This window comes from Mariniflexile sp. (genome assembly GCF_052728615.1).
The window spans coordinates 73,676-90,574 of sequence record NZ_JBFVFE010000011.1; the positions used below are offsets into that span (position 1 = coordinate 73,676).

Below are 16,899 nucleotides of genomic sequence, written 5' to 3' on the forward strand. Positions count from 1 at the left end.
CAAAATCAATGAATATTTTTTTATGTTTTGTTAATAACTCTTATAATAATTCAATAAATTTAAAGTGGAAGCATCATGTTTATTGGTAGAGCTCTTGTTAAATTCCTGTAAAATTTTACTCGCTAATTGCTTTCCTAATTCCACGCCAAATTGGTCGTAGCTAAATATATTCCAAATAATGCCCTGTACAAATATTTTATGTTCGTACATGGCTATCAGTTTTCCTAGATTTTCCGGGGTTAACTTGTTAATAAAAATGGTGTTTGTAGGTTTATTGCCCTGAAATACTTTAAAAGGGATCAAATCTCCTGTGGCGCCTTCTGCAATCACTTCCGCTTTGGTTTTCCCGTTTAAAAGTGCTTCGGTCTGTGCCAAAAAGTTGGACATCAATTTATCTTGATGTTCTTGATTGCCGTGCAATGATTTAACAAACCCGATAAAATCGGCAGGTATCAATTTAGTGCCTTGGTGTATCAATTGGAAAAAAGCGTGTTGCGAATTACTTCCTGGTTCGCCCCAAATAATGGTGCCTGTTTGGTAATTTATAGGGTTTCCATTTCTATCCACGCTTTTACCATTGCTCTCCATAATGCCTTGTTGCAAATAGGTAGCAAACTGGTTTAAGTATTGAGAATAGGGAATAACAGCTTCACTTTCCGCTTTAAAAAAGTTATTGTACCATACACTTATTAAGGCCAAAACAACGGGAATATTGGTTTTGAAACCTTCATTTTTAAAATGTTCGTCCATTTTGTTTGCACCTTGTAATAAGCTGTCAAAATTCTTGAAACCGACTGCCAAACTTATGGTTAAACCCACAGCGCTCCAAAGTGAAAAACGGCCTCCAACCCAATCCCACATAGGGAAAATATTGTTTTCGTCTATTCCAAATGCTTTTACATTTTGAATGTTTGTAGAAACCGCCACAAATTGTTTTGCAATGGCAGCTTCGGGTGCCGATTTTAAAAACCAAGCTTTTAACGTATTCGCATTGGAAAGTGTTTCTTGCGTAGTGAATGTTTTAGAAACGATGACAAATAAAGTAGTTTCTGGGTTTAGTTTTTTAATGACTTCGTTTACGTGGTCGCCATCAATGTTACTGACAAAATGAGTTGTCAACTGGTTTTTATAAAATTGCAAAGCTTCAACAACCATGGCAGGACCCAAATCTGACCCCCCAATACCAATATTTACCACATCGGTAAATGCTTTACCCGTAAAACCTTTTCTTTCACCGTTCACAACTTCATTTGTAAAAGCCTCCATTTTTTGTTTTACCGCATATATTTCGGGCATCACATTAACACCATCTACTTTAAATACTGCCGATTTTGGTGCACGTAAAGCGGTATGCAAAACGGCTCTTCCTTCGGTTTGGTTTATTATTTCGCCAGAAAACTGACTCTTAATAGCGTCTTTCAACTTAACCTCATCAGCTAATTCCAATAAATATTTTAACGTGTCTTCTGTAATTCTGTTCTTTGAAAAATCCACATAAAAATCATCCCACTTGATAGTGAACTTATCTGCTCTTTTGGTATCTTGAGCAAACAAATCTTTCAGGTGTAAACTATTTATTTTATTATAATGTTCTTGAAGTTTTTTCCAAGAATTTGTTTCGGTTGGGTTTACGGTTGGTAAGCTCATGATTTTTTAATTTTTTGTGATTTTCTCTCCTTGCTTAATGACTGCCTTGTTTTGATATTTAAACGAAATAGCATCCAAACACACTTTTAAAGGTTTTATATGGTCCCAATATTTATTTTTGAGATGCTCCGGAATGGTCTCTGAGGTGGGCAGTTTTTCTTTCAATGGATCTACTTGCTTGCCGTTTTTCCAAAAACGATAGCATACATGCGGTCCGCCGGAGTTCCCTGTCATTCCCACATATCCAATAACATCGCCTTGCTTCACGTATTGCCCTTTCTTTACGGCTTGCCTGCTCATGTGCAAGTACTGCGTGCTATACGTATCGCTATGCTTAATTTTCACATATTTACCATTGCCTCCTTTTTGAGTGGATTCTATCACCGTTCCATTGGCGGTTGCCAATATGGGCGTACCAATACTTGCTGCAAAGTCGGTGCCTTTATGCGGTCTTAAAGCAAATCCGTAGTAGGCTATTCGTCTATTTAAGTTGAACCGTGATGAAATTCTACTGAATTTAATCGGACTTTTTAAGAATGCCTTTTTTAAGCTTTTGCCTTTATCATCATAAAATTCAAATTTTTTAGAAAGGGTATCGGGCGAAAATCCAAAAGCATAAAAATCTTCTCCTTTATGCTGAAAATAAGCTGCTTCAATGTTTTTTATCCCAACATAAATAGAATCTTCAATATAGCGTTCATTATAGATAATTTTAAAATTATCTCCTTTTTGAAGTTTGAAGAAGTTGATGGTCCAAGCATAAATATCGGACATATCATAAATTAGATCATTGGGCAACCCTTGATCTTCCATGGTTTCGGACAAGGTGGAATTAATAATCCCCGACGCTTCTTTTTGCACCACCGAAACCGGCTTGCTTTTATTGTACGCCATAATGGTATCGGCAAAATGGATGACCACATAGTCGATATTATTTGGCTGATAGATAAAGCATTCGGGCGTTTGCAACGAATCTTTGGCACACAATAAAGTATAAGGTTTTCCTATTTGAAGTTTTCTAATATCAAAGGAATCTTTGGCGTTTTCAACAATGTTATAGATTCTGGGATATCCAATATTGTAACGTTCCAAAATAGTGCCAAAACTATCGCCAGACCTAATGGTATCCTTTTTAACAACGTATTTGTTCAAATTAAACCCAAACTCGTAAACGTCTGGCACTGTTACAGGTACTTCTTCTGCAACTGGTTCCTTTTCTTCTTGCTTGCAGCCACCAAAAACGATTGCCAATATTAATAGTACTATAAATTTGTTCCCCATGCTTCTATTTCTTGCTTGGTCCATAAGTCTGGAAAAAATATTCTTTTCTGATACTTTGGATGCATGTATTTTACCCATTCACTTCCCCCTGTTGCTTCGGCGGTTTTTCCGCCAATATTTAAATAATGATTTGCTGTATTATAATGTGCCATCACCCATTTTATGTTAACCGTATAATCATAATGGCGCATGGATTTTACTAACTCTGTATTTTCTCTGTCTTCTTCAGGAAGCGATTTAAATTTAGAATATAGATTATTTGTGCTGTAAAACTGTGCAAATCTAATAAATTCGTCTTTATATCTTTCTTCAAAAACTGTTAATGTGTAACTTTTTTTTCCTGTTTTATAATCTTTTCCGGCGGCTTGCCAATATAAATGTTCAAAAGCATTTTCATAAGAAGAATTTCTATCGATGCTATCCCTAAACCTTTTGTCTATCAGGTTTATAAGTTCGGTGGAAGCAAATTCGATTTTTCTATATTGGGCACTTTGAAATCCGCTTGCGGGAATTAAGGTGGTTCTAAATTTATTGTATTGATCGATGTCCATACCGTCTTTCATAATAGTGAAAGAAGCTGTGAGCATATCGAAATAACGACTGATCCGCATTAATTTGGTCGAAAAGAATTCAGGGGCCAATGCCTTGTTTTTAGCTACTTGATCAATTTCTGAAAGTACCATTTTGAACAAAAGCTCATTCACTTGATGGTACATGATGAAAACCATCTCATCCGGAAAAACGGTGCGCTGTATTTGAAGATTCAACAAGGCATCGGTTTGGATATAGTCCCAATAATTTATAGGCTTACTGTACAATAAGCCTTCTAAATAATCATCTACATTTTGGTTTAGGGCCTCGTATTTTGCGTTAAGTGGACCGTTTTTTTTAGATTTCAATTTTTTGATCAATTAGAAACAACTATTTTAAAGGGGTGTTTTAATCCTTTAAAAGCCTCTAAATCGGCACGTAACGAACCCACCCTTAAATCGGCTTTGATACGCAAAGGTACTTTATTTTTGTCTTTTGAAACCCAAAGCGTTAAACTTTCTTCTTCTTTAAAAACACGTCCGGACATTACCGAAGGCCTGAATTTTAGGGCCTCCACATCCCCAAACTCCGTATCAATGGTTTCAGCACCCAAATATTTTAATTTGAAACCAAAATTCTCATCATCAAAAAACATAATGGTTTTAAATTCATCTCCTATTTTTAATTTATCAACGTCAATGGAATTGCGCAAATAATAATAGGTTGAGACCATATCTTGAATATTCACAGGCGTACTGAACTCTTTATTAACATTGTTCTTTTTGTCGTTTACGTACGCTACGTTGGCATTTTGGTCAAAATTAACTTCAATATCTTTGGTATAGCCACCTTCATCTATTTTTCTAATAAACCTGTAAGGTACCGTGGTGTTTTTATCAAAATAGCTTTCGTATTGGTCTTTTACTTTAAAAAACCATTTTATCATGCCCGATGTCCAGCCTTTGCCCACTACATGGTAAACCTCTTTATTGTTTAACTTTGTTTCGCTAACCGATAATGTGGCGGTTCCAGCTTTTATAAAGCCGCTGTAGCTCATTTTGAATTTAATCCATTCGCCACTACCAAATGAAGATTCTTGTTGTGGATATGCCGTTTGCAGGGAGACTATAGCTGTTATTGTAAGTAGTATCTTTTTCATTTATTATGGGGGTCATTACCATGCAAGTTATTAAACTGACATGCTATGTTATAAGTAATAAATTACAATTACTGTTCCAAAAATATAAAAATTCCTTTTAACGTGTGTAATTATAAGAAGACGTTGGCGCCAATTTGTTACAAAAACGAAAAAAAGAGGTTGCCTGAAAAGTGGGCACAGGCCATCATTGGGTACCCGAGCTATCAGGACGTGGCTTTCCTATCCTAATTAATTTATCTGTATTGGTTTCTAAACCATACTTTTTGCCATTCACGTTTCAATATTAAAAAAGAAACGTCTTCCGCTAATTTTATTATATCGCTGCCATCCAAAGTTTTCACCTGCTTTTCGGGCACATCCACGATGTAAAGTAAGTTTAAGTAATCGGTAAATTTTTCATGTATCAGTTTATAAACCGTTTCGTGGAGCAGCAATTTTAAACTGGAAGGCAAAATTTCCTCATGAAAGTCTAAATTAATATTGGCCAGCAAAAAATCCTTATTAAGTTGAAGCACCAATTTTTTATATAGATCCAATTGATTCGCTTGTGCAACCAAATGCTCAAATGTTGTGGGTAACTGCATTATACGGTTCTGTTCATTAAGCTGTTTCCAAAGGCTTTTAGCAATGCTTTTTTATCTTCGGAAATACCCATGGATTCTAAAACTGTAAACGCCTTATCGGTGTAATCTTGAATCGCATGTTTTGTTGCTTCGGCAGAACCAGAGGATACAAACATTTGTTTAGCAATATTTATTTTAGCTGAAAGATCTTCTGGGTTCGATGAAAACAATTGGCTCAATTCTAACCTATCTGCTTCATTTGAAAACTCAATTGCTTTTAAGTACAAATAGGTTTTTTTATTTTCAATAATATCGCCACCTATCTGCTTTCCAAAAGTTTTAGGGTCTCCAAAAGCATCTAAATAATCATCCTGTAATTGAAATGCAATGCCTAAATTCTTGCCAAATTCATAAATAGCGTTACAATCTTTATCTGAAGCATCAGCAACAATAGCTCCCATTTTCATGGCAGCACCCACTAAAACAGCTGTTTTATATTCAATCATTTTTAAATAGTCAGTTATGGTAACATCATCTCTTGTTTCAAAGTCTATATCATATTGCTGCCCTTCGCAAACTTCCAAAGCGGTTTTACTGAATAACTTGGCCAATGCCCGAAAAGTTGCTGGTTCATAATTTTCAAAAAGTTGGTACGCCATAATCAACATGGCATCGCCAGAAAGGATTCCCGTATTGATATTCCATTTTTCGTGTACTGTTTTGTTGCCTCGACGCAAAGGTGCACCGTCCATTATATCGTCGTGTACCAACGAAAAGTTATGAAAAACCTCAATGCTTAAAGCGGCATCAAGAGCCTTTTTAAAGTTGCCATTAAAAACCTCGGCAGTCATTAGGGTAAGTACCGGACGCAAACGTTTACCGCCTAAATTTAAAATATATTGAATAGGTTCATAGAGGCCCAAAGGCTCTTTTACAACAGAATATTCATTTAGAAATTCAATAAACCGTTCTTGGTATTTTTCTGTGGAATGCATAAAGCAAAAATAAATCAATTACCCGTATTAAAAACCTTGAAAACACATTTAGTGTTAAATTATTATAAAACTTTGGAAACTTTTTTTGTTTTTAAAGTTTCCATTGTATATTTGCGCCCAATTATGAGAGAGAAAATTATACAAAAATCTGCCGAATTATTTTTAACCCTGGGTTTTAAAAGTGTTACGATGGATGATATTGCCAATGAAATGGCAATTTCCAAAAAAACCATTTATGTACATTTTTCTAATAAAACAAAGCTTGTAGAAGCCGTAACTTTTGAGGTTTTTGCTAATATATGCGAAGGGATTGATGGTATTTGTAATACATCGCCAAACCCCATTCAACAATTATATGACATAAAAATATTTGTGATGCAATATCTTAAAAACGAAAAAACATCGCCTCAATATCAACTTAAAAAATATTACCCACAAATATATCAGCGTTTGCATTTAAAACAATTTGAAAAAATGCACGAATCGGTTAAAGAGAGTCTTCAAAAAGGAATAGACACCGAATTGTTCAGATCGAATATTAATGTAGATTTCATTTCCAGAATGTATTTTAACGGTATGACGGGCATTAAAGATGATACTTATTTCCCATCTGAATTGTATACCATGGAATACCTTATGGAAAACTTTTTAGAATATCACTTAAGAGCCATTGTTACCGATAAAGGACTACAAATATTAAACAAATTTATAATATCAAATCAATCATAAAAATGAAACATCCATGACTTAATTTTTATCACAAACAAAAATGATTCTATAGATGTTACATTTGACCATTAAAGAACAATAAATATAAACAAATGAAGCACAAACTCATTTTAATCTTTAGTTTACTAATAGCTATTAAAGGGTTTTCACAAGAAAACAAACAAAGCTTTACCCTACAGGAAGCCATCGATTTTGCTTTAAAAAACAACAGGACCGCAAAAATTGCAACCCTAGACGTTGAAGCTGCCAAACAACAAAAATGGGAAACGATTTCTACGGGGTTACCACAAATAAACGCATCCATAGGTTATAGCAAATGGTTGCAACAACAACTATCTTTAATCCCTGCCGAGCTTTTTGGTGGCAATCCAGGAGAATTTGCAGAAATACGCTTTGGTACAAAACAAGCCGTAAACGCGAAAGTTACACTTGAGCAAAAAATATTTGATGGGTCTTATTTAGTAGGATTGCAATCGGCCAAAGTGTTTTTAGACATTTCTAAAAATGCCAAGGAGAAAACCGACCTCGAAGTTAGAAAAGCGGTCATTAACGCTTATGGCAATGTGTTGTTGGCCGAAGAAAGTGTATCCATATTAAAACGCAATGAGGCTGTATTGACAAAAAATGTCAATGAAACCACCAAAATATATGAAAACGGTTTAGAAGAAGAGGAAAGTGTCCAGCAGCTTCAAATCACTTTGTCCAGTGTTCAAAGCAATTTAAAAAATGCCATTCGGTTAAAAGGGATCGCCTATCAACTGTTTAACATTTCACTCGGATTGGATTTAAATACCAATACTATTTTACTGGACCACTTAGAAGGGCTAACCACACAAAACATTGTGTTAAGTTTATTGGAAGCAGATGGAGCCATTGAAAATACTATCGATTATCAAATTGCTGTAAACGACAAAATATCCAAAGATCTTTTATTGAAACTTGAAAAAAGCAAGGCGCTCCCAACCATAAACGCTTTTGTTAACGGTGTTTACGATGGGTACAACGACTACTTCAAGTTTTTGGGCAAAGAGCAAAACTGGCTTGGTTCTTCATTGTTTGGCGTCAATATGAACATCCCAATATTTAGCTCATTTGGAAGAAGCGCGGCAACACAACGTGCAAAAATCAATCTTGAAAAAGCACAAGAAGACCTAAGCGAGACCGAGCAAGCCTTAAAGCTTCAAATAGCTTCTGCAAAAAGTGATTACCAATTTTCAATTGAAGATTATGATAATAAAAAACAAAACTTAAATCTTGCCGAACGCATTGAACAAAAAAACCAAACCAAATTTTTTGAAGGTATCGCTTCCAGTTTCGATTTAAGACAGGCACAAACCCAATTATATTCTGCACAGCAAGAGTATTTGCAGGCTATGCTAGATGTAATCAATAAAAAAGCAGAACTGGAAACCATATTGAACACGATTACCATAAACGAATAATGACCATAAAATGGGCATATCCGAGAATTGGTCGCAAAAACCAGTAATGATATACGAATTGCACCTGCCAGCAGGTATAACCTTTAAAACCAATAAATATTAACTTATGAAAAAAATAATCACCATAACCTGTATTGCCTTACTTCTTTCTTCCTGCGGAAACAAAGAAACCTCTGTTGAGGCTTTGGCCGAAAACGGGAGTTTACAAGAGTTGCGCGCCAAGAAAAAAGAACTGGGCCAACAACAAACCGAACTAAAACGACAGGTAACCCTTCTTGAAGATAGAATAAACCAATTGGACAAGAACAAACACAAAACCATTGTAACGGCCTTGACCCTTACCGATACAGTTTTTAAACATTACACCGAAGTACAAGGCGATGTGGAAACAGACCAAAACATCATTATCTACCCACAGTTTTCGGGTACGCTAACGCAGGTTTATGTAAAAGAAGGCCAAAACGTAAACAAAGGGCAACTACTTGCCAAAATTGACGATGGTGGCCTTTCCAGCCAATTGGCACAGGTGCAATCACAAACGGCCTTGGCAAAAACCACGTTTGAGCGTCAATCGCGCTTGTGGGACCAAAAAATTGGTAGCGAAATTCAATACCTGCAAGCCAAGACCAATTATGACGCCGCAAAAAATTCTTTCGACCAATTGCAAAAACAATTGGATAAAACCAATATTAGAGCGCCTTTTAGCGGTACCATTGACCAGATTATTACCGACCAAGGAAGTTTGGTAACTCCAGGCCAAAGTCCGTTAATGCGCATCGTTAACACCAGCGATATGTACGTAAAGGCCGATGTGCCAGAAAATTATTTGGGCAAAGTTACCGAAGGTTCCGAAGTGTTGGTCGATTTTATTTCTTTAGGAAAAACCTATACAGGCACAATCCGCCAGGTGTCCAATTACATCAATCCGGACAACAGAAGTTTCAGCATCCAAGTGGCACTTCCCAATAAAGACCACGTGCTTAAACCGAATTTGATAGCGACTGTAAAATTGAACGATTACGTAGCAAACAACACCATTGTAATCCCCAATAATATCGTTCAGAAAAACAGTAATAATGAATCCTTGATTTTTATTTACACGCCAGAAACCAATTCCACAGGCACCGTAAAACAAACCGCTATAAAAACAGGCAAAGAGCAAAATGGCAAAATTGAAGTGTCCGAAGGTTTAAAACCGGGCGATATCGTTATTATTGAAGGCGCCAGAACCCTGCGCGATGGCCAACAAGTAAGCATTAAAAACACTACAAATGAGCATTAAAAACAACTATAAGGATTTTAAGCTTTCTACCTGGGCAATTGACAACCGAATGACGGTTTACGTCATCATCCTTATTGTATTGATTGGGGGCTCTATGTCGTATTTCAATATGCCTAGGGAATCTTTCCCCGAGATTGTGGAAACCAAAATTTACGTAAGCACCTTAAACCCCGGAAACTCTGCCGAGGATATTGAAAAATTTATTACCGAACCGCTGGAAGAAGAATTCAAGGACATAAACGGTGTTCGGGAAATTACTTCGCAAACCCTCCAGGATTACTCTACCATTTTGGTGGAGTTTGAAGAAGATGTGTCTATTGCCGAAGCCAAACAGCGTGTTAAGGATAAAATCGATCAGGTAAAAACCGACGTAACTTGGCCCACCTTAAGTAACGGTTCCAAAGCAGAACCAAATGCCTTCGATATGAATATTTCGGAAGAATTTCCCATACTGAACATCAATTTTACAGGAGATTATACCACTGAGCAGTTAAAGGATTACGCAGAATATTTACAGGATCAAATTGAACTGTTGCCGCAAATTAAGGAAGCAACCATACGTGGTGTGGACGATAAAGAGGTTGAAGTTGCCGTGGATATTTATAAAATGAGTGCTGCCATGGTAAGTTTTGATGATGTGATCAATGCCATCAATTATGAAAACAAAACCATTTCGGGCGGTAACATCATCAACAACGATTTCCAAAAAAACATCCGGATTATTGGGGAAATTGAAACGCCTTCCGAATTGGGGAACATCATCGTTAAAAAAGATGGTGGCAACGTGTATTTAAAGGACATTGCCCAAATTAGTTTTAAGGAACAAGATGCCACCACCCATGCTCGGGAATATGGCAAACCTGTGGTGATGCTCGACGTAAAAAAGCGTTCTGGCAAAAACATGATCGAGGCCGTTGAGCAAATTAAGGAAATCATTAAAAAAGATAAGGCCAATTACTATCCGGAAGGGTTGCAAATTTCAACGTCCAACGACCAATCCATAAAAACGGGAAACCAAGTAAACGACTTGGTAAACAACATCATTTTCGGGGTTATTTTGGTGGTGGGCGTGCTCATGTTCTTTTTAGGATTTAGGAACGCCTTGTTCGTTGGGTTCGCCATTCCGCTGTCCATGCTCATGTCGCTCATCATTTTAAGTTCGTTTGGTTACACCATGAACACCATGATTCTGTTCGGTTTGGTTATGGGGCTGGGCATGTTGGTGGACAATGGTATTGTGGTGGTTGAGAACGTGTATTCGTTAATGTCGCAAGGCATGCCCAGGTTACAAGCTGCCAAACAAGGTATGGGCGAAATTGCATGGCCCATCATAGCATCTACCGCAACCACTTTGGCGGCGTTTTTCCCACTTGGTCTATGGCCGGGAACCATTGGTAAATTCATGATTTATTTTCCCATTACGCTGTCGGTCGTGTTAACCTCATCGTTGTTCGTGGCATTGATTATCAACGCAATGCTTACGGCCCATTTTATGAAAACCGAAGAAGCGCCATTTACCAAGCGCAAATTGATCCGTTGGAGCCTCATCATGCTTTTTGTGGGTATATTGATTTTGGTTAGTGGCCTTGCCATAAATTCTGGCGCATTGGTTGGCTTCGGAAATTTGGCAATTTTAACAGCCATCATGCTCTGGGTTTACAAATATTTTTTAAGGGGCGCGATTGATTATTTTCAATATGACGCCCTTAAAAGATTGGAGGATTTATATGAAAGAACATTAAGCAAGTCCATTAACGGCAAAATGGCTTATGTGGTTTTGATCGGTACTTTTGTTTTGCTGATATTTTCGTTCGTTTTAACAGACATTGCACAACCTAAAGTCTTGTTTTTTCCTGAAAATGAGCCCAACCAAATTATAACCTACATAGAATATCCTGAAGGGACTGCCATTGAAAAAACCAACGAGTTCACCAAAAAAATTGAGCAGCGCATCTATAAGACCATCAAAAAATATGAAGACGCCAATGGGTATAACTATATGGTAGAATCGGCCGTCTCACAAGTGGGAAAAGGTTCTGGAAACCCACAAACCGAGGGTGGCAACCAAAGTGACATGCCGCAGCGGGCCAAAGTGACGCTTTCCATGCGCGATTTTCAGTTGCGAAGAGGTGTGAAAAGCAGTGCTGTTTTAGAAGAAGTCAGAACTGCTGTGAGAGGATTTCCGGGGGCCTCCGTAGTGGTTGAAAAAGATGCGGCTGGCCCACCAACAGGCTATCCCATAAATATTGAAATCATTGGCGAGAATTACGACCAAATGCTGCTGGAAGCGAAAAACATGAGGGCCTATATTGAAGAATTGGGGGTTGCTGGTATTGAAGAGCTTAAAGTGGATGTGAATAAATCGAAAACCGAATTGGATTTGCGTATCGACCGTCAAAAAGCGGGGCAATTGGGTGTTACCACGGCACAAATAGGCAACACCATCCGTCGTTCTATCTTTGGGCAAGAAGCCTCAACCTTTAAAGATGGGGAAGATGACTACCCCATAAACGTGCGTTTTAACAATGCCAACAGGTATGATGAAAACACCATTTTAAACCAACCCATTACCTTTAGGAACAATAAAGGCCAGTTGGTGCAAATTCCAATTGGGCCATTGGTTGAAAAAACAAATATTGAAGCTTTTAACGTCATCAAGCGTAAAAATTTGAAACGCGTCATTACATTGTACTCCAATGTTTTAGGCGGATACAATGCTACAGAAATTGTAACCGAGCTAAAACAGGACCTTGCCAATTACGATACCCCCGAGGGCGTTACCTTCAAATTTACGGGTGAGCAGGAAAAACAGGCCGAAAACCAAGCCTTTTTATTAAAAGCATTGCTTTTTGCATTGGGCGGTATTTTACTGATTTTGGTGGCGCAGTTCAGTTCCATTTCAAAACCCATTATCATTCTTAGTGCTGTGGTGTTGAGTTTGGCGGGCGTATTTTTAGGGTTGGTTATTTTCCATATGGATTTTGTGGTTATTATGACCATGATGGGCATCATCTCATTGGCAGGAATCGTGGTAAACAATGCCATCGTCCTTATCGATTACACCCAGATTCTCATCGACCGTAAAAAAGAGGCATTGGGCGTAGATAGCGAACACTATCTTACCAAGCAAATGTACTACGACCTTATTATTGCTGGCGGAAAATCGCGTTTACGTCCGGTACTCTTAACAGCGATTACTACGGTTTTAGGGTTGATTCCATTGGCGGTTGGATTGAATATCGATTTCTTTGGATTGTTTACAAAATTCGACCCAAACATCTATATTGGGGGCGATAACGTGATATTTTGGGGGCCATTGGCGTGGACCGTTATTTTCGGATTGATTTTCGCAACCTTCCTAACCTTGGTGGTGGTTCCCGCAATGTTTTACCTGTCCAACCGTGCCAAAATAAGATACGCAAAAGACGATAAGTTGCCTTTGGGCAGATAAGCTATTTGAATTTTAAAACCTTTGTGGATTTTGTGTAATTCCTTTGTGAAACTTTGTGGAATAGTTATTTCACAAAATACACAAACCTGCTTGTCGGCAGGGAAGTCACAAAAATCACAAAGTAAAAATTAAGTAAATTGAAAAACTTTAAATGAGTTCAATATATACATAAACATGATTTTAAAAGGGAGTTCGAATATAATATCGAAATGTATAATTTTATTGAATGTGATTCGCCCATTGAAGATGATTAGGAACTTGTTAGTTGATAGGAATAACACCCCTATAATCCCCTCAAGGGGATAACCAATCGGATAAAATAATGTAAGCATATTGTTGGTTTAATCTTAGTATAGAACCCATGTTAAAAGCAAAAGAGCCTCAACATGCATGTTGAGGCTCTTTTTTATACAAAAATTTGAATCTATTTCAATTTAAAACTTAATCTGGCAAACATAAAGCGTCCGCCAATTCCAAATTGTTGCGCGCGTCTGGACCAATCAAAACGGCCATCACTTCTGTTTCCAAAGGCAGCATCTGCTCTGTCCGGATAAATATCAAACAAGTTATTTGCGCCAATTGTAACAGTGGTACTTTTTGAAAGTTCATACCCAAAAGACAAATCGGTTACCAATTTGGAACTGAATACTTGTTGGTTAGCAACCGTAGTTGTAGCCTCAGTAACTTTTCCAAACCAAACATTTCTTAAAAAGATATTGAATTTATCGGTTGTCAAACTGTTCGACAGGTTAATTTTACTTCTTGGTACAGCTTCTTCCAAATACACTCTACTGTCCTCAGGAAAATATGTTTCTACTTGTCCTGCATCTTCTAATACTTTTGAAGCTTTTATATTTCCAACTTTTTTAGTTTTAGAAAAGGTCCCTGATAAATCGGTTTTCAATTTTGCAGAATCACCAATTCTCGCGTCATGTGTAATTACAATATCCAATCCTTTTGATTCCGTATCAATGGCATTTGCAAAAAAGGACGCTGCAGAAGCATTTGCTTGAGATAACAATTTAGCTAACTCAGTATTGGCGGCATCAATAGGAACTCCAGCCGCATCACGTTTTGGTGAAAATTGCCCGGTATAAACCACTCTATCGTCTATCCCTACCCAATAGGCATCAACCGTAAAAGCTAAATGGGCTTCTGGCATTTTGGTAGTGAAACCTACACTTATACTTTTAGATGTTTCTTGCTTTAATTGAGGAATACCCAATAATTTCGCAGCTCTACTATCATTTGCAAAAGTACCAACTTCTTGAGGGTTTCCTAAATTATCAAAAATGGTAGAAGTTGAGTTAAAATTCAATTGGTGAAGAGATGGTGCCCTAAAACCAGTGTTAAATGCGGCTCTAACATTTGTATTATCGCCCGCTTTAATTCTGGTGGCAAGTTTAAAATTAAGTGTAGAACCAAAATCTGAATAATCTTCATATCTGGTTGCAAAACTTAACAAAAAGCTTTCTGTAATATCCGATTCTATATCTAAATACCCTGCCACACTGCTTCTGCCTCTTGATAATTCATTGGCAGGGCTAAAGCCTGGAAATACTTGTGACCCGCCTGGTCTAGACGCCCCAAAGAAATCTTGGGTAACAAGAAGGGCTGAATTAGAATTAGGTATTGTTTTGCCCGATCCATCTAAAATTGGGTTACCGGATGCATCTCTCTGTATATCATCATAAGAATTATTTATATTTCCAGTACCATCATATTGCCCATAGGAGGCGGGTTCGCCTGCAACAATATCATAAGATTCCACACGGTATTCAGCTCCAAAGGCAACGTTTGTACCTGCCAACACATCATCATAAAATTTGCTGACATCTAAATTGGTCGTGTTTTGGGCAAATGAAAATCCGCCCGCATCAAAGGTTGTTGGAGACGCGTTTTGCATGGATGCATTGGATGTATTTCCGATAGTATATAAAAAAGCATTTTTACCCCAAGTATTACTAAAATCCACATCCCAATCGCTTATTTTGCCTTTTATGCCCACAGCGAAGGATTTGTCTTTAATATCAGAATTTATTTCTGGCAAAAACCCATTCAAATAAGCCGGCGTATAGGTTCTACTTTGATTGGGCAACCTATAAAATCCTGCCGAGTTTCCTGCTCTTGAGCTTATTCCTGCAAATGAGTATAACTCTGTTCCATGATCATCCAAGGGTAACGACATATTGGCAAAGAAACGGCCACCACGTAAGCCCGATTGACCAACGCGCATATTAAAATCGCTTGCTTCCAAACCACGTGCAGCCAATTCGGCAGGTGTATTGTTTGCGCCTAGAATAGTACGTAATTGGGGTTTTGTTAAATTGCTCCCGGTAGGAATTATTCCAGCTTGCCCCGCATAAAGATTAACATCGGCTACATCATCATCCAATAATTTAGAAACATCATAGCCCGCATTATTGGCAAACCTTTCAACGGTATTATATAAATTAAAAATACTGCCTTCCCATGCTTTCATTCTGCCGTAAGGTTCTCTTACATCAAAATCTCCCGTAAAATTGATGAATCCTCCTTTTTCACCTAAAGACAGACCATAATTGGCACTCACATTAGTGGTTTCACCATCAATACCCCCTGTTTGGTCATTGGCATTTTTTGTAAAATTTGCCCCCGTTGTAATGTTCAAGTTTAATTCATTCGTGTTTTTCTTAAGTACAATATTGATAACGCCAGCAATAGCGTCAGAACCATATTGTGCTGCGGCACCGTCACGCAATACTTCAATACGTTGTATAGCAGCAGCTGGAATGGCATTTAAATCTGTTCCTACACTACCACGCCCAAAAGTTCCATTAACGTTTACCAATGAAGAATTATGGCGCCTTTTTCCATTTATCAATACCAATACTTGGTCTGGGCCTAAGCCTCTTAACGAAGCGGGGTCAATATGGTCGGTTCCGTCTGAAATGGTTTGGGTATTGGATGTAAAGGAAGGTGCCACATAATTTAAAATTTGATTTAAATTAACCTGCGGACCCGCAGTAACCAACTCGGTTACGTCAATAACATCTACCGGCACAGCGGTATCGGTTGAGGAACGGTTTGGGTTTCTGGTACCAATTAGCACAACCTCATCTAAAGAAACCCCTTCTTGAAGTGCGATTTTAATGTTTACAGCTGAAGTTACGATCACTTCTTTTGTATTGAACCCGACCGACGATACCACCACCGTTACCGGAAATGCAATAACATGGATACTAAATTTCCCGTCAAAATCGGAAATGGCTCCATTGGCCGTACCTTTTACAATGATGTTTGCACCCGGCAAAGGGGCATTTGTACCTGCTTCTGTAATAGTTCCTGTAATGGTTCCTTGAGCAACCATGGCCAAAGGAAATAACAAGCCAAAAACCAAGCAGATTTTTAAGCATAAAAAATTTTTCATATGTGTTGGATTAGTGTTTAGTTACTGAATGTACACATAATTATTGTGTTTAATGGCAAAAACACGTATTTATTATGCTTGCATATTAATTTTTAACAATAAAACATGGTATTTATCATGTTTTGATTGATTTTTTATCAATATAATTTAAGTACATGACAAAATTTTAAATAAGAAGTTCAAATCATTAAAAATAAGCTCCTTAATAATTCCTCCCCTTTTTTAAAGGGTAGAGCCTGTACCTATTTTTCGGTATGCCGATAGGCGGAGGGGGTCAACGATAGAAACTGTTTTAAACATCAACGAACTGTTTTTGTCATGTACTAAACAATATAATATACATTTTTTTAAAAATTGAGCACTTCCATATTATGGATTAAGTTTCTAAAATCCATGCTATACAGTTAAAC

Annotated in this window: 11 protein-coding genes; 4 read left to right on the forward strand and 7 right to left on the reverse strand. The window is 37.5% G+C overall.

The annotated features are described in order from the left end of the window. Positions 1-30: 30 nt before the first annotated feature. From pgi to ACU1LP_RS06610, 6 genes are all read right to left on the reverse strand, one after another. Positions 31-1,647 carry a glucose-6-phosphate isomerase gene (gene pgi / locus ACU1LP_RS06585; protein WP_445735891.1) on the reverse strand — a complete coding sequence of 539 codons (1,617 nt, stop codon included), beginning with the start codon at positions 1,645-1,647 and terminating at the stop codon, positions 31-33. 6 nt (positions 1,648-1,653) lie between these two features. Then, positions 1,654-3,006 (reverse strand): peptidoglycan DD-metalloendopeptidase family protein, encoded by a 1,353-nt coding sequence (locus ACU1LP_RS06590; RefSeq protein ID WP_445731141.1) that lies wholly within the window; start codon positions 3,004-3,006, stop codon positions 1,654-1,656. Then, positions 2,910-3,827 (reverse strand): tryptophan 2,3-dioxygenase family protein, encoded by a 918-nt coding sequence (locus tag ACU1LP_RS06595; protein ID WP_445735892.1) that lies wholly within the window; start codon positions 3,825-3,827, stop codon positions 2,910-2,912. The genes ACU1LP_RS06590 and ACU1LP_RS06595 overlap by 97 nt, the downstream gene beginning before the upstream one ends. Positions 3,828-3,835: 8 nt before the next feature. Then, positions 3,836-4,618: a DUF3108 domain-containing protein gene (locus ACU1LP_RS06600; protein WP_445731139.1), complete on the reverse strand. Its 783-nt coding sequence runs from the start codon at positions 4,616-4,618 to the stop codon at positions 3,836-3,838. 233 nt (positions 4,619-4,851) lie between these two features. Next, positions 4,852-5,202 (reverse strand): hypothetical protein, encoded by a 351-nt coding sequence (locus ACU1LP_RS06605; protein WP_445735893.1) that lies wholly within the window; start codon positions 5,200-5,202, stop codon positions 4,852-4,854. Then, complete coding sequence (locus tag ACU1LP_RS06610) at positions 5,202-6,176, reverse strand: polyprenyl synthetase family protein (RefSeq protein ID WP_445735894.1); 975 nt, start codon at positions 6,174-6,176, stop codon at positions 5,202-5,204. The genes ACU1LP_RS06605 and ACU1LP_RS06610 overlap by 1 nt, the downstream gene beginning before the upstream one ends. A gap of 123 nt (positions 6,177-6,299) precedes the next feature. On the opposite strand from ACU1LP_RS06610, the gene ACU1LP_RS06615 reads away from it, so the two are divergent. From ACU1LP_RS06615 to ACU1LP_RS06630, 4 genes are all read left to right on the forward strand, one after another. Next, positions 6,300-6,905 (forward strand): TetR/AcrR family transcriptional regulator, encoded by a 606-nt coding sequence (locus ACU1LP_RS06615; RefSeq protein ID WP_445735905.1) that lies wholly within the window; start codon positions 6,300-6,302, stop codon positions 6,903-6,905. Positions 6,906-6,997: 92 nt separating this feature from the next. Further along, entirely contained in the window at positions 6,998-8,347 is a 1,350-nt protein-coding gene (locus ACU1LP_RS06620) for a TolC family protein (RefSeq protein WP_445731136.1), read from the forward strand. Between the two features lie 106 nt (positions 8,348-8,453). Next, positions 8,454-9,629: an efflux RND transporter periplasmic adaptor subunit gene (locus ACU1LP_RS06625; protein ID WP_445731135.1), complete on the forward strand. Its 1,176-nt coding sequence runs from the start codon at positions 8,454-8,456 to the stop codon at positions 9,627-9,629. Next, the gene (locus ACU1LP_RS06630) at positions 9,619-13,080 is read left to right on the forward strand and encodes an efflux RND transporter permease subunit (RefSeq protein WP_445734159.1); all 3,462 of its coding nucleotides are present in this window, start codon (positions 9,619-9,621) and stop codon (positions 13,078-13,080) included. Before ACU1LP_RS06625 ends, ACU1LP_RS06630 begins: the two co-directional genes overlap by 11 nt. A 424-nt stretch (positions 13,081-13,504) precedes the next feature. On the opposite strand, the gene ACU1LP_RS06635 is transcribed toward ACU1LP_RS06630, so the two are convergent. Beyond that, positions 13,505-16,489: a TonB-dependent receptor gene (locus ACU1LP_RS06635; protein WP_445731133.1), complete on the reverse strand. Its 2,985-nt coding sequence runs from the start codon at positions 16,487-16,489 to the stop codon at positions 13,505-13,507. Positions 16,490-16,899 lie beyond the last annotated feature (410 nt).

Bases quoted from the DNA above. Each gene is read 5' to 3' on its own strand.
- ACU1LP_RS06600 (WP_445731139.1), bottom strand. From the start codon at position 4,618: ATGAAAAAGATACTACTTACAATAACAGCTATAGTCTCCCTGCAAACG.
- ACU1LP_RS06635 (WP_445731133.1), bottom strand. From the start codon at position 16,489: ATGAAAAATTTTTTATGCTTAAAAATCTGCTTGGTTTTTGGCTTGTTA.
- ACU1LP_RS06590 (WP_445731141.1), bottom strand. From the start codon at position 3,006: ATGGGTAAAATACATGCATCCAAAGTATCAGAAAAGAATATTTTTTCC.
- ACU1LP_RS06605 (WP_445735893.1), bottom strand. From the start codon at position 5,202: ATGCAGTTACCCACAACATTTGAGCATTTGGTTGCACAAGCGAATCAA.
- ACU1LP_RS06630 (WP_445734159.1), top strand. From the start codon at position 9,619: ATGAGCATTAAAAACAACTATAAGGATTTTAAGCTTTCTACCTGGGCA.
- ACU1LP_RS06625 (WP_445731135.1), top strand. From the start codon at position 8,454: ATGAAAAAAATAATCACCATAACCTGTATTGCCTTACTTCTTTCTTCC.
- ACU1LP_RS06610 (WP_445735894.1), bottom strand. From the start codon at position 6,176: ATGCATTCCACAGAAAAATACCAAGAACGGTTTATTGAATTTCTAAAT.
- ACU1LP_RS06615 (WP_445735905.1), top strand. From the start codon at position 6,300: ATGAGAGAGAAAATTATACAAAAATCTGCCGAATTATTTTTAACCCTG.
- pgi (WP_445735891.1), bottom strand. From the start codon at position 1,647: ATGAGCTTACCAACCGTAAACCCAACCGAAACAAATTCTTGGAAAAAA.
- ACU1LP_RS06620 (WP_445731136.1), top strand. From the start codon at position 6,998: ATGAAGCACAAACTCATTTTAATCTTTAGTTTACTAATAGCTATTAAA.